Origin of the sequence: Limosilactobacillus pontis DSM 8475, from assembly GCF_001435345.1 — a bacterium.
GTDB classification, from domain to species: Bacteria; Bacillota; Bacilli; order Lactobacillales; family Lactobacillaceae; genus Limosilactobacillus; species Limosilactobacillus pontis.
The window spans coordinates 19,517-46,178 of sequence record NZ_AZGO01000008.1 but is presented as its reverse complement, the minus strand read 5'-3'; the positions used below and the strand labels follow the sequence as shown (position 1 = coordinate 46,178).

Annotated in this window: 28 protein-coding genes and 2 tRNA genes; 26 read left to right on the top strand and 4 right to left on the bottom strand. The window is 54.5% G+C overall.

The features are described from left to right. Nucleotides 1–148: 148 nt before the first annotated feature. The 10 genes from FD34_RS00725 to FD34_RS00680 all read left to right on the top strand — a co-directional run bounded on the left by FD34_RS00725 (nt 149) and on the right by FD34_RS00680 (nt 7,816). Nucleotides 149–973: an energy-coupling factor transporter ATPase gene (locus FD34_RS00725; protein ID WP_083479750.1), complete on the top strand. Its 825-nt coding sequence runs from the start codon at nt 149–151 to the stop codon at nt 971–973. Continuing rightward, nucleotides 952–1,815, top strand: coding sequence for an energy-coupling factor transporter ATPase (locus tag FD34_RS00720; RefSeq protein WP_057805802.1), 864 nt, complete (start codon nt 952–954; stop codon nt 1,813–1,815). Before FD34_RS00725 ends, FD34_RS00720 begins: the two co-directional genes overlap by 22 nt. Further along, the gene (locus FD34_RS00715; protein WP_057805801.1) at nt 1,808–2,614 is read left to right on the top strand and encodes an energy-coupling factor transporter transmembrane component T family protein; all 807 of its coding nucleotides are present in this window, start codon (nt 1,808–1,810) and stop codon (nt 2,612–2,614) included. Before FD34_RS00720 ends, FD34_RS00715 begins: the two co-directional genes overlap by 8 nt. A gap of 2 nt (nt 2,615–2,616) precedes the next feature. Further along, nucleotides 2,617–3,372, top strand: a complete 756-nt coding sequence (truA, locus tag FD34_RS00710) for a tRNA pseudouridine(38-40) synthase TruA (RefSeq protein ID WP_057805799.1) — start codon at nt 2,617–2,619, stop codon at nt 3,370–3,372. Between the two features lie 109 nt (nt 3,373–3,481). Then, nucleotides 3,482–3,925: a 50S ribosomal protein L13 gene (gene rplM / locus FD34_RS00705; protein ID WP_057805798.1), complete on the top strand. Its 444-nt coding sequence runs from the start codon at nt 3,482–3,484 to the stop codon at nt 3,923–3,925. Between the two features lie 7 nt (nt 3,926–3,932). After that, nucleotides 3,933–4,334, top strand: coding sequence for a 30S ribosomal protein S9 (gene rpsI, locus FD34_RS00700; RefSeq protein ID WP_057805795.1), 402 nt, complete (start codon nt 3,933–3,935; stop codon nt 4,332–4,334). A gap of 189 nt (nt 4,335–4,523) precedes the next feature. Continuing rightward, nucleotides 4,524–5,297: a (S)-acetoin forming diacetyl reductase gene (locus FD34_RS00695; RefSeq protein ID WP_057805794.1), complete on the top strand. Its 774-nt coding sequence runs from the start codon at nt 4,524–4,526 to the stop codon at nt 5,295–5,297. Between the two features lie 119 nt (nt 5,298–5,416). Continuing rightward, the gene (locus tag FD34_RS00690; protein ID WP_057805791.1) at nt 5,417–6,043 is read left to right on the top strand and encodes a glycoside hydrolase family 73 protein; all 627 of its coding nucleotides are present in this window, start codon (nt 5,417–5,419) and stop codon (nt 6,041–6,043) included. Nucleotides 6,044–6,065: 22 nt separating this feature from the next. Then, nucleotides 6,066–6,641, top strand: coding sequence for a xanthine phosphoribosyltransferase (locus FD34_RS00685; RefSeq protein WP_057805789.1), 576 nt, complete (start codon nt 6,066–6,068; stop codon nt 6,639–6,641). A gap of 20 nt (nt 6,642–6,661) precedes the next feature. Continuing rightward, complete coding sequence (locus FD34_RS00680) at nt 6,662–7,816, top strand: ATP-grasp domain-containing protein (RefSeq protein ID WP_057805787.1); 1,155 nt, start codon at nt 6,662–6,664, stop codon at nt 7,814–7,816. A 51-nt stretch (nt 7,817–7,867) separates the two neighbouring features. Here FD34_RS00680 and FD34_RS00675 read toward each other — a convergent pair whose 3' ends face one another. Further along, nucleotides 7,868–9,190, bottom strand: coding sequence for an MATE family efflux transporter (locus FD34_RS00675; RefSeq protein WP_057805785.1), 1,323 nt, complete (start codon nt 9,188–9,190; stop codon nt 7,868–7,870). 167 nt (nt 9,191–9,357) lie between these two features. On the opposite strand from FD34_RS00675, the gene pcrA reads away from it, so the two are divergent. From pcrA to FD34_RS00640, 7 genes are all read left to right on the top strand, one after another. After that, nucleotides 9,358–11,661: a DNA helicase PcrA gene (gene pcrA, locus FD34_RS00670; protein WP_057805783.1), complete on the top strand. Its 2,304-nt coding sequence runs from the start codon at nt 9,358–9,360 to the stop codon at nt 11,659–11,661. 18 nt (nt 11,662–11,679) lie between these two features. Then, on the top strand, nt 11,680–13,719 hold the full coding sequence (gene ligA, locus FD34_RS00665; RefSeq protein WP_057805781.1) for an NAD-dependent DNA ligase LigA: 2,040 nt from the start codon (nt 11,680–11,682) through the stop codon (nt 13,717–13,719). A gap of 2 nt (nt 13,720–13,721) precedes the next feature. Beyond that, a complete protein-coding gene (locus FD34_RS00660; RefSeq protein ID WP_152936763.1) occupies nt 13,722–14,846 on the top strand; it encodes a CamS family sex pheromone protein in 1,125 nt (374 codons plus the stop codon). Nucleotides 14,847–14,985: 139 nt separating this feature from the next. Beyond that, entirely contained in the window at nt 14,986–15,303 is a 318-nt protein-coding gene (gene gatC / locus FD34_RS00655) for an Asp-tRNA(Asn)/Glu-tRNA(Gln) amidotransferase subunit GatC (RefSeq protein ID WP_057805779.1), read from the top strand. Beyond that, the gene (gene gatA, locus FD34_RS00650) at nt 15,303–16,775 is read left to right on the top strand and encodes an Asp-tRNA(Asn)/Glu-tRNA(Gln) amidotransferase subunit GatA (RefSeq protein ID WP_057805777.1); all 1,473 of its coding nucleotides are present in this window, start codon (nt 15,303–15,305) and stop codon (nt 16,773–16,775) included. Before gatC ends, gatA begins: the two co-directional genes overlap by 1 nt. Before the next feature lies 1 nt (nt 16,776). Then, on the top strand, nt 16,777–18,201 hold the full coding sequence (gene gatB, locus FD34_RS00645; protein WP_057805776.1) for an Asp-tRNA(Asn)/Glu-tRNA(Gln) amidotransferase subunit GatB: 1,425 nt from the start codon (nt 16,777–16,779) through the stop codon (nt 18,199–18,201). A gap of 16 nt (nt 18,202–18,217) precedes the next feature. Continuing rightward, nucleotides 18,218–19,225, top strand: a complete 1,008-nt coding sequence (locus tag FD34_RS00640) for a diacylglycerol kinase (protein WP_057805773.1) — start codon at nt 18,218–18,220, stop codon at nt 19,223–19,225. Between the two features lie 126 nt (nt 19,226–19,351). Here the strand turns inward: FD34_RS00640 and FD34_RS00635 are convergent. The 3 genes from FD34_RS00635 to FD34_RS08710 all read right to left on the bottom strand — a co-directional run bounded on the left by FD34_RS00635 (nt 19,352) and on the right by FD34_RS08710 (nt 19,877). After that, a tRNA-Leu gene (locus FD34_RS00635) sits at nt 19,352–19,435 on the bottom strand. Between the two features lie 104 nt (nt 19,436–19,539). Further along, nucleotides 19,540–19,689: a hypothetical protein gene (locus FD34_RS08715; RefSeq protein ID WP_235805947.1), complete on the bottom strand. Its 150-nt coding sequence runs from the start codon at nt 19,687–19,689 to the stop codon at nt 19,540–19,542. After that, nucleotides 19,680–19,877 (bottom strand): hypothetical protein, encoded by a 198-nt coding sequence (locus FD34_RS08710; protein WP_057805771.1) that lies wholly within the window; start codon nt 19,875–19,877, stop codon nt 19,680–19,682. The genes FD34_RS08715 and FD34_RS08710 overlap by 10 nt, the downstream gene beginning before the upstream one ends. A 134-nt stretch (nt 19,878–20,011) precedes the next feature. Between FD34_RS08710 and FD34_RS00625 the strand changes: the two genes are divergently transcribed. From FD34_RS00625 to FD34_RS00585, 9 genes are all read left to right on the top strand, one after another. Further along, a complete protein-coding gene (locus tag FD34_RS00625) occupies nt 20,012–20,359 on the top strand; it encodes a hypothetical protein (protein ID WP_057805766.1) in 348 nt (115 codons plus the stop codon). Nucleotides 20,360–20,406: 47 nt separating this feature from the next. Next, nucleotides 20,407–20,477: transfer RNA gene (locus FD34_RS00620), tRNA-Gly, on the top strand. A gap of 101 nt (nt 20,478–20,578) precedes the next feature. After that, entirely contained in the window at nt 20,579–21,949 is a 1,371-nt protein-coding gene (rlmD, locus tag FD34_RS00615) for a 23S rRNA (uracil(1939)-C(5))-methyltransferase RlmD (RefSeq protein ID WP_191980189.1), read from the top strand. Nucleotides 21,950–22,373: 424 nt separating this feature from the next. Continuing rightward, nucleotides 22,374–22,562 (top strand): hypothetical protein, encoded by a 189-nt coding sequence (locus FD34_RS08705; RefSeq protein WP_235805946.1) that lies wholly within the window; start codon nt 22,374–22,376, stop codon nt 22,560–22,562. A gap of 487 nt (nt 22,563–23,049) precedes the next feature. Further along, the gene (locus tag FD34_RS00605) at nt 23,050–23,358 is read left to right on the top strand and encodes a hypothetical protein (protein WP_057805761.1); all 309 of its coding nucleotides are present in this window, start codon (nt 23,050–23,052) and stop codon (nt 23,356–23,358) included. Between the two features lie 65 nt (nt 23,359–23,423). Continuing rightward, entirely contained in the window at nt 23,424–24,050 is a 627-nt protein-coding gene (locus tag FD34_RS00600; RefSeq protein ID WP_057805759.1) for a GyrI-like domain-containing protein, read from the top strand. A 370-nt stretch (nt 24,051–24,420) separates the two neighbouring features. Next, nucleotides 24,421–24,765: a hypothetical protein gene (locus tag FD34_RS00595; protein ID WP_057805758.1), complete on the top strand. Its 345-nt coding sequence runs from the start codon at nt 24,421–24,423 to the stop codon at nt 24,763–24,765. Nucleotides 24,766–24,777: 12 nt separating this feature from the next. Continuing rightward, nucleotides 24,778–25,923, top strand: a complete 1,146-nt coding sequence (locus tag FD34_RS00590; RefSeq protein ID WP_235805945.1) for a DUF3114 domain-containing protein — start codon at nt 24,778–24,780, stop codon at nt 25,921–25,923. Between the two features lie 53 nt (nt 25,924–25,976). After that, the gene (locus FD34_RS00585; RefSeq protein ID WP_057805756.1) at nt 25,977–26,645 is read left to right on the top strand and encodes a type 1 glutamine amidotransferase; all 669 of its coding nucleotides are present in this window, start codon (nt 25,977–25,979) and stop codon (nt 26,643–26,645) included. The last annotated feature ends 17 nt before the right edge of the window (nt 26,646–26,662 follow it).

Sequence of the window (26,662 nt, the reverse complement as noted above, 5' to 3'; positions counted from 1 at the left end):
TTACGATGGTGGGAATACTCCCTAGTCTAGCTCGAATGCAGAAACCCTGCGCACCCCGGTGGTAAGTGATTTTTTAGTTTAAATTCCTTTTGATGGTGGAGGTTGGCTGTTAAAATAGTGATATTAACGATGTGAGGAGGAACGCGTGGTGGATGCAGTCACACTGACCAACGTTCAATTTCAATACCCCAATGCTGACCGGATGATCCTCGATGGCGTTAGCCTTCGTTTTCCCCAGGGTGAATGGACGGCAATCATCGGGCGTAACGGGAGCGGGAAGAGCACCTTGGCCCGCCTGATCGACGGTCTCTTACTCCCTAAGCAGGGACAGGTCACGGTTTGCAACCTGCCGGTGACCGAGGAGAACATGACGAGGGTGCACCAGCAGGTCGGAATTGTCTTTCAGAACCCCGATAATCAGTTTGTTGGTGCCACTGTGGCCGATGACGTCGCCTTTGGCTTGGAGAATCGCCAGGTTCCGCTTGCAAAAATGCGGTCCCGGATCCAACAGGCCCTGGCAGCGGTTGATATGACCGACCTGGCAAGTGCGGAACCGACGATGCTGTCCGGGGGACAAAAGCAGCGGGTGGCGATCGCCGGTATCCTGGCCCTTAAGCCGCAGGTGATCATCCTGGATGAGGCCACCAGTATGCTCGATCCGGCCGGGCGGCAGCTGGTTCTTGACCTTCTGCAGCGTCTGCGAACACAGCAGCAATATACGATTATTTCAATTACTCATGATCCCACGGAGATGGCGATTGCGGATCGGGTCGTGGTTCTTGATGGCGGCCAGGTTATCCGTCAGGGGGACACGGCCACGGTGCTGGCGGATGTCGACCTCCTGCGCCATGTTGGGGTTGGTGTGCCGGCGGGTCAGGCCCTCCGTCAGGCCCTAGTTGACCGTGGGATAACCGTGCCGGCCCGCTACTTCACGGAGGAAGAGATGGTGAGATGGATATGCCAGCAGTTGTAATTAAAAACGTCAGCTTTAATTACTCGTCACAAACGAAGCGCCCGGCACTGGACAACGTCAGTCTGCAAATTGCGCCCGGTAGCTTCGTCGGCATTGTCGGACATACCGGAAGTGGGAAGAGTACCCTGGTTTCTTTGATTGACGGTCTGGGCCGCCCAACCAGTGGCCAGATCCAGGTGGGGGACGTTGTGGTTGATGCCCAGTCGTCGGCAACTGACCTAGCTAAGTTGCGCCACCACGTCGGTTACGTCTTTCAGTTTCCCGAGCAGCAGCTCTTTGCCGAGACGATCGGCCAGGACATTGCCTTTGGTCCCACCAACCTGGGCTGGTCGGCCGACCGCGTCCAGGCTGCGGTCAGCGACGCCTTGAGGATGGTGGACCTGCCAGCGGAATTTGCCAAGCGTTCGCCTTTCGCTCTTTCCGGTGGTCAGATGCGGCGGGTCGCCATCGCCGGTGTCCTAGCCATGCATCCAGCCATCCTGATCCTGGATGAGCCAACCGCGGGGCTCGATGCCGCGGTCACGCACCGTTTGATGGCCAATATCGCCAAGCTCCACGTGGCCGGGACCACGATCCTCCTGATCACTCACCAGATGGATCAGGTGGCCCAGTATGCTGATCAGGTAGTGGTGATGAATCAGGGACGCCTGGTAAAAAGTGCCTCCCCGCGGGAGATCTTTGCCGATCCAGCATTTCTGATGGCTAATCACCTCAACGTCCCACCTGCCGTAGCGATATCTCACCGGCTCCGTGACGCTGGCCTAGCAATCGCCCCGGCGATGAGCATTGATGCCCTGGCTGATCAGCTAGCGGCCAAGTTAGGGGGGACGCCTGGTGAATAATAAGATTGTCTTTGGTAGCTATGTCCCGGTTGCCTCGCCCCTGCACCGTCTTGACCCCCGGATGAAGCTTTTGATGTGCATCTGGTACGTTATTCTGGTTTTCTTTGCCAACAGTTGGGGAACCAGTCTTTGGCTGCTGGCGGGACTCCTGCTAGCGATGCTGATGAGTCACGTCAGCTTCCGCCAGTACTGGCAAGGGTTGCGCCCGCTGGCTTGGGTGATCGTCTTCACGGTTGCCTTCCAGGTACTCTTCTCTAGCGGTGGGCGGCTTTACTGGCATTGGGGGATCATGTCGATTACCCATGATGGACTGGTGAACGCCCTGATCATCTTCTACCGGTTCATGGTTATCATCACTGCCTCGACGGTGCTCACGGCGACGACCCCGACCCTGCGGATTGCAGACGGCTTGGACTGTTTCATGCGGCCGCTGAAGTTCTTACGGGTACCGGTCAACCAGATTACGTTGATGCTGTCGATCGCCCTGCGCTTTATCCCGACAATCATGGATGAAGCGGGTAAGATTACCAACGCCCAGCGGTCACGGGGGATGAACTTCCACCAGGGAACCCTGGTTCAGCGGGTAAGGCACCTCGTTCCGGTCCTAATCCCGTTGTTTGTCAACTCCTTCAAGCGAGCTGAGGACCTGGCCACCGCCATGGAGGCCCGGGGCTATGATCCCGACAGCCCCCGGACCCACTTCCGTCAGCTGCACTGGCGGGGATGCGACACGATGACCTTTGTGGTGATGGTTTTGGTAACCACCATCCTATTCTTGATCAGAGGAGGACTATTGTAACTTTGTATCGCTATAAAATTACCTTTGCCTACGATGGCACCAACTTCTCCGGCTTCCAGATCCAGCCTCATAAGCGGACCGTGGAACAGGTGTTGAAGAATGCCGTCAACAAGATCGCTAAACACCCGGATCCCGCCATCCCGGTAATTGGGTCGGGGCGGACGGACGCCGGGGTTCACGCTCTCAACCAGGTTGCCCACTTTGATATTCCATACCACCTGAGTAACGATTCGATGCGGAAGGCCTTAAACAGCATCCTCCCCCTCGATATCCTGGTAAAGAAGGCTGAGGAGGTCACCCCCGACTTTCATGCCCGCTACAGTGCCCACCGCAAGACCTATCGTTACCGGGTCGACCAGGGGGAGTTCGTCAACCCCTTCAAGCGCAACTACACGGCTCACTTCAAGTACCCGCTCGACCTGGCGAAGATGAAGGAAGCTGCCAAGGACTTCATCGGTGAGCACGACTTCACTTCCTTTGTTGCCTCGGGGAGCCAGGCCAAGAGCAACTTCCGGACGGTGGAGAAGATCAGCATCTACCGCGACGAGCACGATAACGAGGTGATCTTCGAGTTCACTGGTAACGGCTTCCTCTATAACCAGATCCGAATCATGGTGGCCTTTTTGCTCGAGGTCGGCAGCAACCAGCGGCCGGTCAGCGACGTCAAGCGGGTGCTGGCGGCTAAGGACCGGACCCAGGCCCGGATGACCGCCCCGGCCAGTGGCTTGTACCTTGTATCAGTGGATTACGGAAAATGATTGACGCCGGGGGCAGAAGAAGGTATACTAGCACTTGGTATTTCTTTTCCATCTAATAACTCGGTACACTATTATATGTAAAAGAAAAACAAAATTGGAGGATTTAATCGTGAGAACGACATACATCGCAAAACCTGGTGAAGTTGATCGCAAGTGGTACGTTGTCGATGCTAAGGATGTCCCAATGGGTCGTCTGGCCACCGTCGTCGCATCAATTCTGCGTGGTAAGAACAAGCCAACATTTACTCCACACGTTGACACTGGTGACAATGTCATTGTTATCAACGCTGCGCAAGTTAAGTTAACTGGTAAGAAGGCTTCGCAAAAGAAGTACTACCGTCACTCAAACTACCCTGGTGGTTTGAAGGAACGGACTGCCGGTGACTTCCGTGCTAAGGAACCAGAGAAGCTTCTGGAAACTGCTATCAAGGGTATGCTTCCACACAACTCCCTGGGTCACAAGATGGGCTTGAAGCTGCATGTTTACGCTGGTGAAGACCACAGTCATGCTGCTCAAAAGCCAGAAGCATTGGACATTACGAACTTAATCTAAGGAGGGAATGGAATTGGCTCAACAAGTACAATACAGTGGTACTGGTCGGCGTAAGGACGCAACCGTACGTGTTCGCTTAGTACCAGGTTCAGGTAAGATTACGATGAACGGCAAGGCAATTGACGACTACATTCCATTTGCCGACTTACGTGCTATCGTAAACCAACCATTTGATGTTACCAAGACTAACGGCCAATACGACGTTATCGCTAACATCAATGGTGGTGGATTCTCCGGTCAAGCCGGCGCTGTTCGTCACGGGATCGCCCGCGCCCTGCTCAGCGTTGACCCTGACTTCCGTGACGCCCTCAAGAAGGCCGGTCTTTTGACTCGTGACCCTCGGATGAAGGAACGTCGTAAGCCAGGTCTGAAGAAGGCTCGTAAGGCTGCTCAATTCAGTAAGCGTTAATATTCGATTATCGCTTCAATATCAAAAGCATCAGCGCTTTGGCTGGTGCTTTTTTGTGTTTAGCTTCGGGATACACATTAGTCAGGAGCGCTTTTAACGACCGATAATAGTTTATTACTTCACATTTGAAAACGCTTCAGTTATAATTAAAGTGTTGATAGAAATTGGATATTGAGGAGGTAGTCTCTCATGGCAAAGAAAGTTGCAATTGTTACCGGTGGTAGTCAAGGGATCGGGAAGGCGATTGCCGAACGGCTCGTTCATGATGGTTTTGCTGTTGCCCTGGTCGCTCTGGAAAAGGATAAGCTGGATGCGACCGCTAAGGAGCTTGAGGACAAGGGTGGTGAAGCACTGCCGATCGTGGCTGACGTCTCCGATCGTGATGCCGTCTTCGCTGCGGTTGACCAGACCGTCGACCACTTTGGCGATCTTAACGTGATGGTCAATAATGCCGGCCTGGGCCCAACCACCCCGATCGACACGATCACCCCGGAACAGTTTAGTAAGGTTTACGGTGTCAACGTCGGTGGGGTCCTCTGGGGAATCCAGGCTACCCACCAGGCCTTCAAGAAGCTGGGTCACGGCGGGAAGATCATCAACGCCACCTCACAGGCCGGAGTTGTCGGGAACCCGAACCTGGCCCTGTACTCCGGCACCAAGTTTGCCATCCGGGGAATTACCCAGGTAGCCGCCCGGGACCTCGCGGATGAAGGGATTACCGTCAATGCCTACGCACCAGGAATCGTTAAGACGCCGATGATGTTCGACATCGCTCATCAGGTCGGGAAGAATGCCGGTAAGAGCGACGAATGGGGGATGCAGACCTTTGCCAAGAACATCGCCCTAAAGCGGCTTTCTGAACCAGAAGACGTTGCCAATGCGGTCGGCTTCCTGGCTGGACCGGACTCCAACTACATTACTGGTCAGACCATCATTGTCGATGGTGGGATGCAGTTCCACTAGAATAAATTTGCTAAGGACCCAGCTAAGAAGCTGAGTTCTTATTTTTGTTTAAAATGTAACGCCAAAGTGGGTTAACTTTGCTACAATTAGGAGCTAGTAGGACAAAGGAGGCCCATTTTTTGGCAAAACGTAGAAGAAAAGCAAAGAAGCGTCTTTCGACAACCAAGACGACGGTATGGATACTAGCAATCATCGTGATCTTCTTGGGAGTGTATGCCGGCCACCACTTCTATCGGATCTGGAACCAGCAGCGGATTGAGCAGCAGGCGTGGGAGCGGGATCGGGAGGCCAAGGAACTCTTCATCAAGCAGGTCGCACCGGAGGCCCAGGCAATGCAGAACACCTACCACGTCTATGCCTCGATCACGATTGCCCAGGCGATCCTGGAGTCGCAGTGGGGGACCAGCAAGCTGGCGTCACAGTACCACAACCTCTTCGGAATCAAGGGGACCGGTCCCAATTCTCGTGAACTGACTACCAAGGAGTATATCAACGGCAAGTGGATCGTAACCAAGGGTCGCTTCCGGGTTTATGACAGCTGGAGTGACTCGATCAAGGATCATACTAAGCTGATGCTGACCGGAACCGACACCAACCAGCAGAACTACGACCGGGTGGTCAAGGCCAGCAACTACCGGGAGGCTGCTCAGGCCCTTCAGGATTCCGGCTACGCCACCGACCCGGATTACGCCCAGAAATTAATCTCGGTAATCAAGGCTTATAAGTTATATAATTATGATAAGTAGTAAATAGAGGGGAGTAACGACGATGCGTGAACTAGAGGAAAAAATTAAAGAATACGGAACGGTTTTGCCGGGCAACGTCCTCAAGGTGGACGCCTTCCTGAACCACCAGGTGGACCCGGAATTGATGCTGCACGTGGGTCAAGAGTTTGCCAGGCTCTTCGCCGATGCAGGGGTTACCAAGGTCTGGACCGTCGAGTCATCCGGGATCGCCCCGGCGGTGATGACCGGGCTGGCGATGAAGGTGCCGGTGATCTTCGCCCGTAAGCACAAGAGTCTGACCTTAAACCAGAACATGTACGTAGCCGACGTTTACTCGTATACCAAGAAGACGACTAACCGGATCTCAATTTCCAAGAAGTACGTTTCACAAGACGACAAGGTCCTGATGATTGATGATTTCCTGGCAAATGGTCAGGCCGTTGAGGGGATGCTGGAGATTGCCGATCAGGCCGGTGTTCAGGTTGCCGGGGCCGGCATCGTGATCGAGAAGAGTTTCCAGCCAGGAGCCAAGGAACTCAAGGACCGGGGGATCCGGCTAGAATCACTGGCCCGGATCAAGTCCCTAGCCGACAACCAGATTGAATTTATGCCCGACTAGGCAGCGAAAGGAGCTTAAGCATGAAGAGGAATGCATTTTATCCAGGGAGCACCCTGGGGATCATTGCCATCAACCGGAACGGCGGTACCTTGATTGCGGCGGCAAAGAAGGCCGGGTTCAACGTCCTGGTCTACGTTGACCATGCCCAGCCAGCAATCACCAAGATGGCTGACGAGACCATCGTGGGGGCCTACAACGATAAAATCAAGCTGGCCCAGTTTGGTGAGGCTTGTGACGCCATCATTTACCAGACGCCGAACGTTGACGCCCGGGTCCTGCATTTTCTGGGTCAGTACGCCGCTATTCCGCAGGGGACCAACGGCCTGGAGATCATCCAGGATCGGTTGATGGAGCGGGCCTTTCTCGACCAGATCAACATCAACATCACCCCCTATGTTACGGTGGTCAGCCTGGATGACGTCTACCAGTCGATCGACTCAATCGGCTACCCAGCCCTGTTGAAGCCGATTCAGCGAGGATTGGGTGAGCAGTCAATGATCATCAAGCGCCAGTCCGATATTGTCCGGGCGGCGGACTTCGTTGAAACCGGAACCTACCTGCTAGAGTCCTGGATTGATCACACGAGCGAGTACACGATGACGGCGGCGACCGATGGTGAGGAGACTGCGATCTTCCCGCTGGCCAAGTTGCACTTCACGCCGGATCGTCAACTGCTCGCGGTTGCTGCCCCAGCAACTGTTAACGATGACATGTTGAATGAGATGCAGCGGATCGTGAAGAGCGTTGCCGGTTCGCTGGAATACAACGGAGTCTTCTCGGTTAACTTCTACGTTACCGGGACCGGGACCCTCTACGTCAAGAACATTGAGCTGGGACTGACTTCAATCGCCAATGTCTACGACACCACAACCAACGTTGATCAGTACGAGGAACAGATCCGGGCGACGGTGGGGATGCCCCTCCACCAGATTCAGCCCCTACAGGTGGGCTTGCTGATGGTCGTTCGCAAGTATCAGCAGCTGGCTATCCAGCGTCAGTGGCTTCTGAAGAACAACTGGCAGTTCCGGTTTTTCAACGATCAGGACGGTGACGACCAGAGCATTCTTGGCTTCGTCTGGGTCACGGGTAGTGATAACCTGGTCGACCTGGAGAATCAGGTGGACGATACCGAGGTTTGGAAGGAACCGGTCAGTGAGGAACAAGCAGATAATTAAATACAATAGGTAAAAGGGAGCAGCTCCGTGAAAGAAGCTGCTCCCTTTTGTTTAGTTGAAATGCGGTCGGTAGACGTGATAGAGGAAGCCGGCGAGGACCAGGGTGAGGACGTCGGCACAGGCCTGGGCGGCTAGAATTCCGGTGTAGCCGAAGAAGTGGGTCAAGACGACGATGACGACGGCAAAGATCAGCCCCTGCCGACTAAAGGAGAGCCAGAAGGCGGGAACGGCCTTGCCCATCGACTGGAAGGTGGTGGTCAGAACCATTACGATCCCGGCGATGGTCGTTGATGATGCCAGCCAACGCAGCATCCCAGTTCCCTCGCGGACGATGACCGGATCGTGCATGAACAGGCGGATGATCTGGGGGGCCAGGATCATCATCAGGGCGGTCAGGACAATCGCCAAGCCGGCGACCACGGCCAGATCAAAGTGAAGGATCTGCCTAAAGCGGCGTTCGTCGCGGGCTCCGTAGGTGTAGCCGATCAGCGGTTGGGCACCGAAGGCAAATCCGACCATCACCATCACAATGATCGTGTTGACCTTCATGGCGATCCCCATTGCGGCGACGCTGTCGGCCCCGTAGGCAATCAGGTAGCGGTTGGTGAGGGCGGTGGCGAAGGTCACCATGATGTTGGTCACCGAGGCGGGGATGCCGATGGCGTATATCTCACGTTGAAGCCGGCCGGAGATCCGGGTCTCGTGGATTGAGGTGGTCAGTTTCTTGCTCCTGGTCCGCAGGTAGTAGACCATCAGGATGTCGGCAATGACGTTGCTGACCACGGTGGCGAGGGCCGATCCGGCCGCCCCCAGCCCGCAGGTGAAGATGAAGATCGGGTTGAGGACGATGTTGATCCCGGTCCCGGTGATACTGGCGATCATCGACTGGGAAGCCAAGCCCTCGGTCCGTAGGATGTTGGTCGGTGAGAGGCCGAAGATGATGAAGGTTGCCCCGGCGGCAATTACCAGATAGTACTCACGGGCGTACTTCCAGGTGGTCGGGGAAGCTCCCAGCATGTGAAGGACCGGAGTCTGGAAGATGAACATCAGGGCAGTGACGACCAGACCACAGGCGATGGATGCGTAGAAGCAGTAGCCGCTGACGTAGCGGGCCGTCTGATCGCGGCGCTCACCGAAGAGACGGGAGATCACCGAGCTACCGCCAAGCCCGAAGATATCCCCGATGGCGATCATCAACGTGAAGATTGGTGCCCCCTGGGAGACCCCGGCGACCAGGTCGGGGTTACCGGTCTTGGCGACGAAGAAGGTGTCGACCATGTTGTAGACGATCGTGACCGCCATGCTCATGACCACCGGCAGGGCCAGGATGAAGTAGGCGCGCTTGATCGAGGTGTTTTCAAATAGCTTATCCACACAATTCCTCCTTAATTAATACTAAATTTACAAAACAGGTTATTTTAGCACGACCGTCGTCGCACGGACAAGGCGGCCGGGGAATTTGCCGGTGCGTTTCGGCCCAAGGGAGCGGATTATTTGGTATAATATTAGCTGATGATTTTTTAAGAGAGGACGGTAACGGCGTGAGTAATAGTCAAGAGCTTTTAGAAGGAATGAATGACAAGCAGGCTGAGGCGGTAGTGACCACTGAGGGGCCGCTGCTGGTGATGGCCGGGGCGGGTTCCGGGAAGACCCGGGTCCTGACCCACCGGGTGGCCTACCTGATTGAGGAGAAGGGGGTTCTTCCCTGGAACATCCTGGCGATCACCTTCACGAACAAGGCCGCCAAGGAGATGCAGGAGCGGGTCGGCAAGCTGCTCGGCGAGAGTGCCAACGACGTCTGGGTTTCGACCTTCCACGCTCTGTGTGTGCGGATCCTGCGTCGCGACATTGAGAAGATCGGCTATAATCGGGCCTTCACGATTGCCGACACCAGTGAGCAACGGACGCTGATGAAGCGGATCTGTGGCGAGTTGAACATCGACACCAAAAAGTTCGACCCCCGCAGCATTCTCAGCGAGATTTCCAACGCCAAGAACGCCCTGCTGACGCCGGCTGAGTACAGCGATAAGGCTAACAGCATGTTTGAGAACATGGTAGCCCGGGCCTACAAGCTCTACCAGCAGGAACTGGAGGCCAACCAGGCCCTAGACTTCGACGACCTGATCATGAAAACGATCGAGCTGTTTGAACAGGACCAGGAGACCCTGGAGTTCTACCAAAACAAGTTCCACTACATCCACGTCGACGAGTACCAGGACACCAACGACGCTCAGTACCGCCTGGTTAACCTGCTGGCCCGTGGTTATCAGAACCTCTGCGTTGTCGGGGATGCCGACCAGAGCATCTACGGCTGGCGGGGTGCCAACATGAATAACATTCTGAACTTTGAGCACGACTACCCGCAAGCCAAGACGGTCATGCTGGAGCAGAACTACCGGTCCACCCAGAACATCCTGGACGCGGCCAATGAGGTGATTGTCAACAACGTCAACCGGCGCAAGAAGAAGCTCTGGACCGAGAATGGGCAGGGGGAGAAGATCTCCTACTACCGGGCCCAGAGCGAGCACGATGAGGCCCAGTTCATCGTTGCCAAGATCAAGGAGGAACGGGAGAAGCACGGCTACCACTACAATGATTTTGCCATCCTCTACCGGACCAATGCCCAGTCACGGGTGGTCGAGGAAACCTTCCTGAAGAGCAGTGTGCCCTACACGATGGTCGGGGGCCACAAGTTCTACGACCGCAAGGAAATCCGGGACGTCCTAGCCTACCTGACCCTGATTGTCAACCCCCAGGATTCGATGAGCTTCACCCGGGTCGTCAATACTCCCAAGCGGGGCATCGGCATGACCAGTGTTGAGCACCTGCGAGAATTTGCCAATGACAACCACTGGTCCCTCCTTCAGGCGGCCGAGAACGTCGACATCGCCAACCAGATTACCAGCCGGACCCGGAACAAGATCGCCGCGTTTGGCGACCTGATGAAGAACCTAACCAAGCAGTCCGAATACCTGAGCCTGACTGACCTGACCGACCAGATTCTGGAACTGAGCGGCTATAACAAGATGCTTGACCAGGACAAGAACCTCGAGGCGCAGGCCCGCCGGGAGAACCTGGACGAATTCAAGTCTGTGACCCAGGAGTACGACGAGAAGCACAAGGACGATGAGGGTGATAACATCCAGAAGATCACCAACTTCCTGGCCGACCTAGCCCTAGTTTCCGACCAGGACGACGTCGACGAGCAGGCACCGGCCGTCACGCTGATGACCCTGCATGCGGCCAAGGGGCTGGAGTTCCCGGTTGTCTTCCTGGTTGGGATGGAAGAGGGGATCTTCCCACTCTCCCGGGCCGTCATGGAGGACGACGAGCTGGAGGAGGAACGGCGCCTGGCCTACGTCGGGATCACTCGGGCCAAGAAGAAACTCTACCTGACCAATGCCTTCTCCCGTCTGCTGTATGGACGGATCCAGCGCAACCAACCGTCCCGCTTCGTCGAGGAGATCAACCCCGACCTGCTGCAGTTTGAAAACAGTGACGAGGGTAATGACCTAAACGAGCGTAAGCTGCCGTTTGGGCAGGGAGTCAAGCGCAGCAGCTGGGGCAATCGCAAACAAGCCGCAGCCACGGCGACGACCTACAGTTCCCAGCAACACCATTACCGTGACGCCGGGAAAAAGGTCAAGCCAATTACCAACACTGGGACTGGGGCCGACAAGGTCAGCTGGAAGACCGGTGACAAGGTCCAGCACAAGAAGTGGGGCCAGGGGACCGTGGTCAAGGTCAGCGGGACCGGTAACGACATGGAGCTCGATATTGCCTTCCCACAGCAGGGGGTCAGACGGCTCCTGGCCAGTTTTGCCCCAATTACCAAAGTTGATTGAGAGAAGTGAGGCCATACAATGGATAAACAAGTACCAGTAAGCCAGCTCAGTCTGGCGGCGGCCAAAGAAGAGATTGCCCCCCTCCGTAAGCAGCTCACCCAGTGGGGGAAAGAATACTACGAGCAGGATAATCCTAGCGTAGAAGATTACGTCTACGACCGGGCCTACCAGCGCCTGGTTGAACTGGAGACCCGGTTTCCCGAACTGAAATCGGCGGACTCCCCAACGCAGCGGGTCGGCGGGGCGGTGACCACCCAGCTGACTAAGGTCCACCACGATATCCCGATGCTGTCGATGGGGGATGTTTTCTCCGTGGACGAGTTGATGGACTTCAACCGTCGTCAGCAAGAAAACGGCGACGTGACCGTGGCCCCGGAATACAACCTGGAGCTCAAGATCGACGGCCTGTCCCTCTCCCTGGTCTACGAGAATGGAAAGCTGGTTCAAGGATCGACCCGCGGTAACGGGACGATCGGCGAGGACGTAACTGCCAACGTGATGACGATCAAATCGATCCCCCACCAGCCCCCCGAGCCGTTAACCTTGGAGTTTCGGGGCGAGTGCTACATGCCTAAGGCGTCCTTCGTAAAATTGAACCAGGAGCGCGAGGCGGCGGGCCTGCCCGTCTTCGCCAACCCGCGGAACGCGGCGGCGGGTAGCCTTCGTCAACTTGACCCTAAGGTGACGGCCAAGCGGGACTTGGCAACCTTCATGTATTACGTGCCGGAATATCAGAAACTGGGGGTGACCACCCAGGCCGAGTCCCTCGATCGGATGCGGGAGCTTGGCTTCAGTGTCAATCCTAATAACCGGGTGGTTCATAGCGAGGAGGAGATCGCTGTCTACATTGACGAGTACACCAAGCAGCGTGACCAGCTGTCATACGGGATCGACGGGATCGTGGAGAAGGTCAATGACCTGGCCACCGAGAACGCCCTCGGCAACACGGTCAAGGTACCCCGCTGGGAGATTGCCTACAAGTTCCCACCGGAGGAACAGGCAACGATTGTTCGGGACATCGTCTGGACGGTCGGCCGAACGGGCAACGTGACGCCGACCGCGGTGATGGACCCGGTTCAACTGGCCGGGACGACGGTCAGCCGGGCCTCCCTCCACAACCCAGACTACCTGCGGGAGAAGGATATCCGCCTCGGCGACACCGTCTACATCCACAAGGCCGGCGATATCATTCCCGAGATCTCCCGGGTTGACCTCAAGAAACGTCCGGCCGATAGTCAGGAGTATGTGATTCCAACCAAGTGCCCGATCTGTGGGGCTGAATTGGTTCACTTAGACGACGAGGTGGCCCTGCGCTGCATTAACCCAATGTGTCCGGCCCAGATCAAGGAGGGGTTGGCCCACTTTGCCTCCCGGAACGCCATGAACATCGATGGCCTGGGACCAAAGATCATCCAGCAACTCTGGGATCGAAAATTGATCCATGACGTGGCTGACCTTTACCACCTGACCTACGACCAATTGTTAACTTTAGATAAATTTGGTGACAAATCGGCTAATAACCTATTGACATCAATTGACAATAGTCGTAATAATTCTGTCGAGCGCTTATTATTCGGCCTTGGTATCCGTCACGTTGGCGCCAAGGCGGCCCAACAGATCATGGCCCACTTTGGCAACCTGGACCAGCTGATGGCGGCCAGCGCCGATGAGATCGCAGCCGTCGACGGAATTGGTCCGACCATCGGCGAGAGTGTCCACACCTACTTTGCCAATCCGCAGGTAGTGGCACTGATTGACGAGCTCCGGGATGCGGGGATCAATTTTTCCTACCAGGGGCCGGCCGCCACGGTGGCGGTAGAGAGCGACTGGAACGGTCGTCGGGTTGTCTTAACCGGGAAGCTGGAAGAGATGACCCGCGGTGCCGCAAAGCAGTGGCTTGAGGCTCACGGTGCCAAGGTAACTAGCAGCGTATCAAAGAAAACAGATATTGTCATTGCGGGAACGGCGGCCGGCAGTAAGCTGACCCGTGCTCAGGACCTCGGGATTACCGTTTGGGACGAGGCCCGGTTCCACCAAGCAATGCAGGAGGAAGAATAATCGTGAATGCGAAAGTAAAGAAAATTACCGCTGCCACCATGATCCTGATGAGCAGCCTTGTTCTAGCATCATGTGGCTTCGGCGGGCACTCATCCTCATCCAAGGATTACACCACGACCGGTTCCGGTGGTGGCAACTATCAGGGGGTTATCCAAAACGGTCGCTATAAGACCAGCAAGGCCCGGGGGATCAACGTCAGCCAGAACGATAACCAGTATAACCTGAAGAGCTTTGAAAATGGGCTGACCCAGGTTTCAAAGCGGGTCTTCTCACCGAAGAGCTACATCTTCCAGGAGGGGCAGTACCTGGACACCAGCACGCTGGAAGACTGGCTCGGACGAAAGACGAAGAATAACCCGTCCGGTCTGAATCCAGCCGAGGGGAAGCAGAGCAACCCGAACCCGATATACATTCAGCAGATCGAGGAGCAGGACTACATGGAAGAGAGTGGTAACTCCATGAAGCTGAAGGGGATGACCATCGGGATTGGGATCAACTCCGAGTATAACTACAAGAAGAAGGATGATGGCCCAAGCTTCACCAAGAAGATTAGTGACGCAGAGGTCAAGCGTCAGGGAGAGATCGCTGCGGCCAAGGTCCTCAAGCGGGTCCGGCAGAAATCGGGTGTCGGCGACATTCCAATCGTGATTGCCCTCTACAAGCAGGCACCGGATGACAGCCTAGTCGGTGGGAGCTTCTTTGCCTACAGTAAGAATAGCGGTAGTACGATCAGCGGCTGGCACCAGTTGAACTACAAGACCGTGGTTCTGCCAAAGGCCAGCGGGACGACCAGTTCGACGGGGAGTGCCAGCCAGACTGACAACGATAGCTTCTCCAACTTCAAGAGTCAGATTCAGAGCTTCTTCCCGAACCTGAGCGGGGTTACCGCCCAGGCCCAGTACAAGAACGGCCAGCTGAACGGGATGCACATTACCGTGACGACTCAGTTCTATAGCCAGTCGGAGATCGCCAGCTTCACCCAGTACATCGCCCGGGCGGCTAAGAAGTACCTGCCAAACGGGATTCCGATTGACATCCGGATCCAGTCTGACTCCGAGATGCAGGCAATCGTTTACCGTGACGCCGGATCTGATACCTTCCGGACCCACATCCTGACATCATACTAGAAGTAAAAGATCAGCTTGATCGGCTTAGCCGGTTCGGCTGATTTTGATTTATCATGGCCCTTTGATAAAAATCGAGGACATTCTGTGCTAAAATTATAAAATGTATGTATACAAAATTACTGGAAAAGAGGTAGAGAGAATGGCCAGTAAAATCACTGAGCAACAGGTAGAACACGTTGCTGAACTTGCCAAGCTTGAGTTCCCCAAGGACGAACTGGGTAAGTTTACCACTCAATTAGGAAGCATTATCGATATGTTTGAAGACCTCACTGCCGTCGACACCGATGGGGTTGAACCAATGACTTCAGCCACCGACCGGGTCAACGTGATGCGTGAAGACAAGGCCGTCAGATCATCCAAGGAGGAGCGCGAGGCAATTCTGAAGAACGCGCCGGACACCGATGGCGGTTATATCAAGGTTCCAGCAATCATTGACGAAAGCGAGGACGGCGAATAATGGATTTCTATCAAACTGATCTGACCCAGTTACACGATGACCTGGTCAACAAGAAGATCAGCGCCACGGAACTGGCCAAGGAGACCTTCGACCACATCAAGGATAACGACGATCAGGTCAAGGCCTTCATCACCCTGAACGAGGACGCAGCCATAAAGCGCGCTCAGGAGATTGACGCGGCCGGGATCGCCGGGGACCAACTGGTTTCTGGGGTGCCACTGGCGGTCAAGGATAACATCCTGACCAAGGGACTGACGACGACGGCCGCCTCCAAGATGTTGGCCAACTTCAACCCGGTTTACGACGCCACGGTTGTTGACAAGCTGAATCGTGCCGGTTTCATCAACGTCGGTAAGACCAACCTGGACGAATTTGCCATGGGTTCCTCGACGGAAAGCTCCGCCTTCTTCACCTCCCACAACCCGTGGGACCTGACCCGGGTACCCGGCGGTTCCTCAGGTGGTTCGGCGGCAGCCGTTGCGGCCGGTGACGTCCTCGGCGCCCTCGGTACCGATACCGGTGGTTCCATCCGGATGCCAGCCTCCTTTAACGGCGTGGTCGGCATGAAGCCAACCTATGGCCGGGTTTCCCGGTGGGGGATCATTGCCTTCGGTTCCAGCTTTGACCAGGTTGGCTGGTTGACTCGGACCGTCAAGGACAACGCCTACCTGACTGCCCTGATCGCCGGCAACGATGAACACGACATGACCTCCTCACTCAAGGAGGTACCGGACTGGGCCGCCAACCTGAACGACAGCACCAGTGTCAAGGGCCTGCGGATTGCCGTGCCAAAGGAGTACTTCGATGACCTGGATGAGGATGTGCATGACGTTATCAAGGCAGCCCTAGACCACCTCGAGTCCCTCGGCGCCATCATCGACGAGGTTAGCCTGCCGCATACCAAGTACGGGGTACCGGCTTACTACATCCTTGCCTCATCTGAGGCCTCATCCAACCTGCAGCGTTACGATGGGATCCGTTACGGCTTCCGGGCCAAGGACGTCAAGAACCTGGAAGACGTCTACGTGCGGTCCCGTTCCGAAGGCTTTGGTGAGGAAGTCAAGCGGCGGATCATGCTGGGGACCTTCTCCCTGTCCGCCGGGTTCTACGACGCCTACTTCAACAAGGCCGCCAAGGTTCGTCGCCTGATTGCCCAGGACTTTGACGATGTCTTCAAGAACCACGATCTGATTCTGGGGGCTACCGGTGCTTCCACCGCCTTCAAGATCGGTGCCGAGATTGACGACCCGAAGAAGATGTACATGAACGATGTCTTGACCGTGCCAGTTAACATGGCCGGTCTGCCGTCGATGTCTGTCCCAGCCGGCTTCTCCGCAAAGAATGGGATGCCTGTTGGCCTGCAGATTATTGGGAAGCCATTCGACGAACAGACCATCTACAATGCCGGTTACGTCTTTGAACAGACGACTGACTTCCACAAGCAAGCACCAAAGTTAGGGGGCCAAAACTAAGATGAACTTTCAAACAACCATTGGGCTCGAAGTCCACGTTGAATTAAAGACGAATTCAAAGATCTACAGTCCATCACCGGTTGAGTATGGTGACCAGCCAAACGCCAACACCAACGTGATCGACTGGGGGTACCCCGGTGTTTTGCCAACCCTGAACAAGGGGGTTGTTCGTGATGGGATCATGGCCGGCCTGGCCCTGCACGCGCAGATTGCCCACCACATGCACTTTGATCGAAAGAACTACTTCTACCCAGATAACCCGAAGGCCTACCAGATTACCCAATCCGATACACCAATCGCTCATGACGGGTGGATCGAGATTGAGGTCAACGGCAAGAAGAAGAAGATCGGGATCGAAGAGATGCACATCGAGGAAGATGCCGGGAAGAACACCCACACCAGCAAGTACTCCTACGTCGACCTCAACCGGCAGGGGACGCCGCTGATCGAAATCGTCTCTAAGCCAGATATTGCCTCCCCAGACGAGGCCGTGGCCTACCTGGAGGCCCTTCGGCAGCGGGTCCAGTTTACCGGGATCTCCGACGTGAAGATGGAAGAGGGGTCGATGCGTGTCGACACCAACATCTCCATCCGGCCGGTCGGCTCCGATCAGTTTGGGACCAAGACGGAAATGAAGAACATCAACTCCTTCAACTACGTTCGTAAGGCCCTGGCCTTTGAAGAGAAGCGGCACCAGAATGTCCTGATGTCCGGTGGTCACATTGCCCAGGAAACGCGGCGATACGATGAGCCAACCGGGACCACGGTTTCCATGCGGACCAAGGAAGGGGCCGATGACTACCGTTACTTCCCAGAACCGGATATCCCAGACTTAAACGTCAGTGATGACTGGATCAAGGAAATTGAATCCGAGATGCCGGAAATGCCGGGTGAACGGCGTAAGCACTATGTCGACGACCTCGGGTTGACCGACTACGACGCCATGGTTCTGACCCAGACGAAGGAAATGTCTGACTTCTTTGAGGCTACCGTCAAGGATGGTGGCGATCCAAAGCGGGTGGCCAACTACCTGATGAACGATGTGAACTCCTACTTAAACGACCAGCACCTTGACCTGCCAGAGACCAAGCTGACACCAGCCAACCTGGCCGGGATGGTCAAGCTGATCGAAGACGGTACCATCTCATCCAAGATGGCTAAGAAAGTCTTCAAGGGGATCCTGAAAGGAGAGGAACCGAGTGCCTACGCTAAGGCACACGGTTTGGTTCAACTCTCGGACCCGGCTCAGCTGCAGCCAATCGTCGACGATGTCCTGGCCAACAACCAGCAGTCCATCGACGACTACAAGAGTGGTAAGGACCGGGCATTCGGCTTCCTGATGGGGCAGATCATGAAGCAGACCCGCGGGAAGGCTAACCCACAGATGGTTACCCAGCTGTTGAAGAAGTCCTTGGCTGCCATGTAGCAAAGGAGGATTGGCCATGCGAAAACGAGCGCGAGTGATTTATAACCCAACTTCTGGTCGGGAGGCCCTGCGCATCGACCTGGTGGACATCCTCTCGATCTACGAGCAGGCCGGCTATGAGACCAGTGCCTTTGCCACCACGCCGGCACCAAACTCCGCTAAGAACGAGGCCCGGCGTGCGGCTGAGGAGGGTTTTGACCTGATCGTGGCTGCCGGTGGTGACGGGACTCTAAACGAGGTTGTCAACGGGATTGCCGGGTTGAAACACCGGCCGACGATGGCAATCATCCCCGCCGGGACCACTAACGATTACGCGCGGGCGTTGCGGATTCCGCGTGATGATCCGATTGCGGCGGCCAAACTGATCCTGCGCAAGAACAAGAAGTTCAAGATCGACATTGGCCAGGCCGGCGATAACTACTTCATGAACATTGCGGCCGGGGGAACCCTGACCGAGCTGACCTACGATGTACCATCACAGATGAAGTCGTTGTTTGGCTACGCCGCCTACTTTGCCAAGGGGGCCGAACTCCTACCCCGGGTTAAGCCGGTCGACGTAGATATCAAATATGACGGCCAGGAGTACCGGGGCCAGGCCTCAACGCTTTTCCTGGCGCTGACCAATTCAGTTGGTGGCTTCGAGCAGATTGTACCCGACGCTTCGCTGGACGACGGGAAGTTCACGATGATCATCGTCAAGAAGAGCAGCCTGATCGATATGCTGAGCCTGATGGCGAAGGCCTTGCAGGGTAAGCACATCGGTGACCCGGGAATCATCTATGCCAAGGCGACGGACGTTGAGGTGACGCCGCTAAATAAGGATGACCGGATCATGATCAACCTGGATGGTGAATACGGTGGCGATGCACCGATGAAATTCCACGATCTCAAGCAACACCTGGAAGTAATCGCCAACTTAGACGAGATTCCGGACGATGCAATTACTGAATCACCCGACTTCAAGCGGGTTGAGAAGGACTTCGTCGAGGGTGTCAGCAAGATCAATCGGGATCAAGAAATGTAATGAATAGCATAAAAGGGACTAGTTGATCGGCTGTGATTGGCTAGTCCCTCTTTTTTGTCCCGGAGTAGAAGTACTCCCGAGAAAACAAAAAAGCCCAGTAGAATAACATCTACCGGACTTATCTTATGCCCCAAACAGGATTCGAACCTGTACATGGAAACCCATACAACGACCTGAACGTTGCGCGTCTGCCAATTCCGCCACTGGGGCATCGCTGTTAAGTTGTTTTGTTATCTCAACCAGACAACATAAATAATTATATCTAAATTCTGGAGAAATGCAATACTTTTTTCAAAATTTATTTGAAAAAGTTTTTAAAACCAGAGTGTAACCACGACGAGGGCGATCACCAGGGCAAAGATGGCCATGTATGAACGGTTGGGATTGCCAAAGGTCTCGCGCTTCAGGCGGAAGTTGGTCTCCATAAAGGCATCCACCAGGATCAGGTAAAGGATCACAGGCAAAGGCCAATCCACAGTTCGTGTGGGAAGGTCAGAATTAATTTGATGATGGTAACGGTCAGTAGGGTGAAGAAACAGAGCCGGGCAAGAATCAACCAGTCGGTCACGTGTTTTTCCTTCTTGGCCTTGCTGCCACCAAGGTTGGCCACGATCAAGAACGCGGTGGCAAAGATCGCGATTGCTTGTAACATTGGAGCCCCTCCTTTCTCCCTAATTTTAACATTCCCCTACGACTGACACCAGCAGACTTTTGACTTGAAAAAAATTGTTAAAAAGTGTAAAGTAGCATGTACTGTATACGAATATATAAATGAGGTGAAATTTAGTGGCTGATTTCGAAATTGGTGACGTTGTGAAGGGTAAGAAGTTTGGGCCGCTGGAACACGACTTTTCTGGTGTTGTTGAGAAGGTCTACACCAACTCAATCATGGTTTCAATCCAAGACTTTGATCCCGCCGACAAGAGCGGGGTCAACGAGCTGAACGGTCGGGCCGTAATTCGCCAGAAGGAAGCAAAGATGATCAAGGCCGTGCCGCGCGTGGAAAAAGACGACGAGGCTGACGAAGACAAGGAAACAAATACGACATCTAAGTCAACTAAGTCAGCATCCAAGGCCAAGGCAACCCCCAAGAAAAAAACTCGGAAAAAATCAACAAAAAAGGCTGACAAATAGTCAATAAAGTTATATACTGGCTTAGTAAGTTAATTGAGCTAGTTTATGCGGGTATAGTTTAGTGGTAAAACACAACCTTCCCAAGGTTGCGTCGCGAGTTCGATTCTCGTTACCCGCTTCAGTCAGGCAGGAGTTGTTGCTCCTGCCTTTTTTGTATAGACAGACGGCTCAGCCCGTTTCTGCTATAATGACCGAGAATGAAGAAAATGGGGGATTATCGTGAAAGTTAAAGTGCCAGTTCATAAGAATGAAGAGTACCCGGCTAAGGTGGTCGACTTATCATACGAGGGCAACGGGGTCGTCAAAATCGACGACTTCCCGGTCTTTGTGCCCAACGCCCTGCCGGGGGAAGAGGTCACCGTTAAGATCACCAAGGTGGCCAGTCACTTTGCCTGGGGGCGGGTGATGGCCTGGCAGACCAAGAGTCCGGACCGGGTGGACGTTAAGGATAAGAAGTACATCCAAACTGGGATTGCACCACTGGGTCACCTGAAGTACGCAGCCCAGTTGAAGTTCAAGCAGCATCAGATTGAAGAGCTCTTGGAGAAGGCTCACCTAGATGATATTGAGGTATTGCCGACGATGGGGATGGACCAGCCTTACCACTACCGGAATAAGGCCCAGGTGCCAGTTAAGATGATCAGGGGCCAGCTGCAGACCGGCTTCTACAAGCGGGGGAGCCACAGTCTCGTACCGATTGAGGACTTCTACATCCAGGATCCGAAGATTGATTCGGCAATCGTGGTCGTTCGCAACCTCTTGCGCAAGTACCACGTGACCCCGTACGATGAGCGAACCAGTAAGGGGGTTATCCGGACGGTGATGGTGCGGCGTGGCTATTACAGCCATGAGCTGATGGTAGTATTGGTCACCAATACCCGGCGCTTGCCGATGGCCGACCAGATCGTGAATGGTATCGTGGCCGGGGTACCGGAGGTCAAGAGCATTGTCCAAAACATTAATGACAAGCGGACCAACCGCCTGCTGGGTGACCGGAACAGGACCCTGTGGGGGAAGGACGAGATCCACGACCAGCTGCTGGGGATTGACTTTGCGATCTCACCGCTGTCCTTCTACCAGGTCAACCCGCAACAGACCGAGCGCCTCTACCAGACGGCGATTGACAACGCCGGATTGGACGGTAGCCAGACCGTGATCGATGCCTACTGCGGGATTGGAACGATTTCCCTGGCCGTGGCCAAGCACGCCAAGCAGGTCTACGGGGTCGAGATCGTCCCTGCCGCAATTGAAGATGCCAAGCACAATGCCAAGCGTAACGGGATCAAGAATGCCCAGTTTGTAGTTGGGAAGGCGGAGGACCAGTTTGCTAAGTGGCAGGCGGCCGGTCTGAAACCGGACGTGGTTATCGTCGACCCGCCGCGTAAAGGAGTGGCCGAAACGCTGATCGAAGCCACCGGCCAGATGGCATCAAAGAAGGTTATCTACGTGTCCTGTAACCCGGCAACCCTGGTCCGGGACATCAAACGCTTCGGGGAGCAGGGCTACCATGTAGTCAAGCCAATCCAGCCCGTCGACCAGTTTCCGCAGACGACGCATGTCGAGAGCGTTACTGTGCTGGAACGCGTCTAGCAGGAGCGTGAAAGCATTAGAAATGCTCCATGCGATAGCCACTCGAGAATGAGAAATGATTGGTTAGTGGCGAACCGTTGAGAGTGTAACGATGATGGAACGGGGAAATAGGTGATATTTAGGGTGTACTAATTTCCATCTTTGTGATTGGAATTAGTGCACTTTTGTTTTGCGCGATAGGACTAGTATGTTGGGGGAGCTAGGAAGGTTTATGAAATTTATCCAGTATAGCCTGGTGGGTAAAGTGATTAGGCAGTGTTATACCAATAGCATTAGCGAGTTTAGTTCATACCCATTAGGTCAAAAGGTGAGGGTGACAACGAGTGATCGGAAGGAGTATGTTGGCTTTTGGTCAGCACCATATAACCCTGCTGTAGTAAAAACGGTTGAATTATTACGGTACAATTTAGATGAGGGTACCGGGATGCTGAGGAGTCATGATCTGAATGGCGATACAATAATATTTGTTCCGGTAGCGCCCATTGTGAAGATCGAGGCCATCATGCACAGCAACCCCCGCTGGGGAACGCGGCCAACCAATAAGTTTGAATTTGCAAAGACGGTAAAGTTCGACCCCGAGACGGATCCGTTTAAGAATTGGCCTAGAAAATAGTTTCCTGTAGAGTGATTGAAGTTAATGATCTCTTGAGATATTTAAAAAGTCGCCACCTTGGATTCTAGGTTGAGTTCCAAGATGGTGACTTTTTTAGACCTTTTGCCATTTTAAAGCACATAGCCTTTGTATAGGCAAGCTACCGATCCATATAAAAAAGGAAATCCAAAATGGAAGATCTTAATTCAATCAGCATTCAGATGGAAATTTAACTTTCATATAAGGGTAAACTATATCTTTTGGAGCCAGTCTACGATAAGTCGGGCATTTATGCCGTAGCCTGGATGCTATCAACGGATGGTGGAAATAAGAGCAAGAGGATAGATGAGACCGAACCAGCAAAAGTCATAGAGATTCTCATTGATGGTGTGCCATTGAGAAGAATATGGCCGTTGGTTTCTGTAGAAATGATGTAATATTGCTCAACAAACGAAATTCCCAGAATTATCTCTCAGGGTATCGTACATTGTTGAAAGTAGGTGGGAAAATGAAAACCAGTAAGCAATTAATGGAGAACTTTAATTATTTAACCGATCCCATGGCGGTTGGTAAATATGGTGAACGCTTTGCGAGCCTGGAAGCATTTGTTGCCGCAATGGGTGCCAACATGGAACTCGATTTTGTGTTCAACCATATTCGCTGGTACCTTGGCCCGGCTAAATGTGGCTACATACTTAGCAAAGATGATGGACAATGGACGCATCCATTTAATTCGATCGATGAAATATTGAATTATGATTTCAATGGCTTGAACATTCGCCAAAATTGGTCAGAAATTTTTATCAACGAGCTATAGAAATACCCTCAGCAAGCTTGTGACCCTCAAAAGCGCTACAATAGCCCCAAAGGAGGACAAAAACAATGCCATACGATTTCAAAAAAGAACAGCGCTCCCTGTACCACCCGGGCAAGCGTCCGGCCCTTATTGACGTCCCCACGATGAACTACATCGCCGTCCGTGGGCAGGGCGATCCTAACCAGCCGGACAGTGAATATAAGCGCTCGATCCAGGATCTTTACAGCGTGGCTTACACTATCAAGATGAGCAAGAAGGGATCTCACCATATTCCGGGTTACTTTGATTTTGTCGTGCCACCGTTGGAGGGTTTCTGGTGGCAGGATGGGGACCAGGGGATCGACTTCACCCGTAAGGACCGCTTCCACTTCGTCTCCTGTATCCGCATGCCAGACTTTGTTGACCGGGCTACCTTTAACTGGGCAGTCCAGACGGCCAGCACCAAGAAGCAGCTTGACCTTACCAACGTTGAGTTTCTTACCCTTGATGAGGGCCGCTGCGCTCAGATCATGCATGTCGGGACGTATGATGAGGAAGCCGCAACCATCGCTAGGCTGACCGATTTTGTTACGCAAAACGACCTACAGCCTGACTACTCAGCCACCCGGCGCCACCACGAGATCTACCTCTCTGACCCGCGGCGGACCAAGCCAGAAAACTGTAAGACGGTGATTCGGATTCCGGTACGTTGACCTTAGCGAGTTTATTTCCCGGATAATACACAACGAAGAATGTTCGTAGTAAAATTAGGGTGATTCAAGTAAAGAAGGCAGCGTCAATGACGTCAGACCTTATATTAGCTAACCAGCGCGGAATTGCGGTTTCAATGGATACCATGGAGGCAAGCTCACAGGGTGAGGAATACCGGAGGACCAACCAGTAGTAATCAATCAACCACCCCGCTGCTGCCGCTTAACAGTGATCCCCTACCGTTTTTAAACGGGGACGAATTGAATTAATGACGCAAAAGCCTTGACCAGCTCGCTAGCCGGTGCTTTTTAAATTAGGAGGTGTAGTGATAAATGAATATCCGTCAGACGGCCCCCTGGCCAATCCCGCCGGATGCCCAGGGGGCAGTGGCAGACTAAGCACGGTTATTGCCAGATCAAGTACAGCTGGCGGCAGGCGGGCTGGCGCTACGAGGCCCGCTGGCACGAACGGATCCCGAAGGCCAAGCTGATTACGCGGCCCAGCTGGCGCCTTGACCGGGTCCGACCCGGTAAGGGATACGGCCCTCATGTCCAGCCACGGCTGGCTGAAACCAGGGTGGGGGATCGCTGGTTACCCCTGCGGCGGATCCGTTATGCAGCGGTGCGCTACAACCATGGTCAGGCGACCACGGCGGATATTCAGATGCTGCGGGCGGCCCACCCGGTAGCCGTCGCCAAACCATTTCCCGGGAAATAAGAGGTGAGATCAATGAATAAAAATATGGAGCTCGGTCATCGCCTGGTTAAACAGCTAGACGTACTGGCCGGGGAGGGCTGGCCCGGACCTGCCTGCCACGTATACCGGTGCAACCTCCAGCGGTCACCGCGGACGCACCGCCTCCTCAACACCACTTTCCATCAGGCCCACCTGGTTGGCAGTCCCCTATACATGCGGATGCTGGAAGCAAGTCAGTTGACCGCTCGTCAGCGGCTTAGCCTGATCTTGGATCGTCACCTGGGCGCACGTGTTGAATGGACCGGCTTTCTTCAGCTGACCAGTCACGACTACCAGTTGGACCCCACGATATCGCCACTTGCCCCATTCTATGCCGAGTTTCGGCAGCTGGTCCGTGATGCCTATCCGGGGACAGCCGGGCTACGAGCGGATGAATTGGGGCACCGTCTTCACCTCTTTCGGGCCTACCTGGATCACCAGGCCATCACCTACGTTCGTGCCTACACTGACGGTCTTCCTGACGAGGCTTGTGATCTCGACCGCCTGTATCAGTTTGCTCACGACCATCACGTGGCCCTCGATTTTCAAACCGCGGCAGCCTACCATAACCGCCAGCACGGCCCAGCTGTGTATCCACGAAACATGAAGGTCCAGCTACGGCGCAACTCCTATGCCCGCCGTGTGAATCCAGCCCGGATGATCGAGTTCATTGTTGATATCGACAGCGGCGACTTTGTCAGTGAGTGGAACGTTTACCGCAGCCAGCCGAATGGGCGAGTGGACGCTGATCCGCACCATTACACCGCGGCGGACCTGTACCAGGTAGCGAACACCGAGTCCTTTAACTACGGGATCCCGCATGGCGGTTACTTTGTCTGGCCCCGCGACCGCCAATCCCACCGCCGCCTGGATATCGACCAGCCCACGGACAGTCGGATTCGTGCCCGGGCTAAGGGCTATTGGAAGACCCCGCGCCTATATGCCGACCTGGTGAAGGGGCCCCGCGATGTTCTGGCCTGGCGCCTGGTGCCCGCTAGCGTCCGCACACAGCTCTATGCCGCTTTTGTCCACGATACTCAAACCCACCGTAACCAGGGTATCAACTACTTTCTATTAAAGAGTCCACGCTACCGTTGCTACCACGTCGGCCGTGGATGTGATAAAATGAGGCCATCTTAGGTACTTGCAGGCGATACCTAGCCCAACATTGCCGTCGACGGAAAGGATCTAACATGCGGATTAATGTTTTACAACACACGCCAAACGAGGGCCCAGGGTCGATTCAGGACTGGGCCCACGTGCATGACCATGAATTCTACGTCTACCATCCCTACCAGTTCGGCAACCTCCCGACCGCAGACGAGACGGACCTCCTGGTAATCCTTGGCGGCCCGATGAGTCCCAACGATGACCTGCCCTGGATCAAGGAGGAGCGGGTGCTGATCCAGCAGCTACTTGACCAACATAAGCCGATCTTCGGCGCCTGCTACGGTGCCCAGCAGATTGTCAAGACGCTAGGCTACGCGGTCACTAAGGCACCGCACAAGGAAGTCGGTTGGGCACCCGTTTACCGTCAGTCGGACGCTATTCCGGGCATCCCGGACCAGCTGGTGGCCCTTCACTGGCACGAGGAAATGTTTCAGGTGCCAGCCGAAGCCCAGCTGCTCTTCTCCAGCGACCTGGTCGAAAACCAGGGCTTCCTGCTCGGTGACAACGTGATCGGCCTACAGTTCCACTTCGAGCCGCAGGTCGATAACGTTCGCGAGATGGCGGTCAACGATGACCAATATCCATTGGAACACAATGACCTCCACCAGACCCCACAAGAGATCATTGACCACGGGGTTCCGGCGGCCAACAAACGGGTCATGTTCAGCCTGTTAGATTACATCACGAGATAGAAAAAGGGGAACGACGC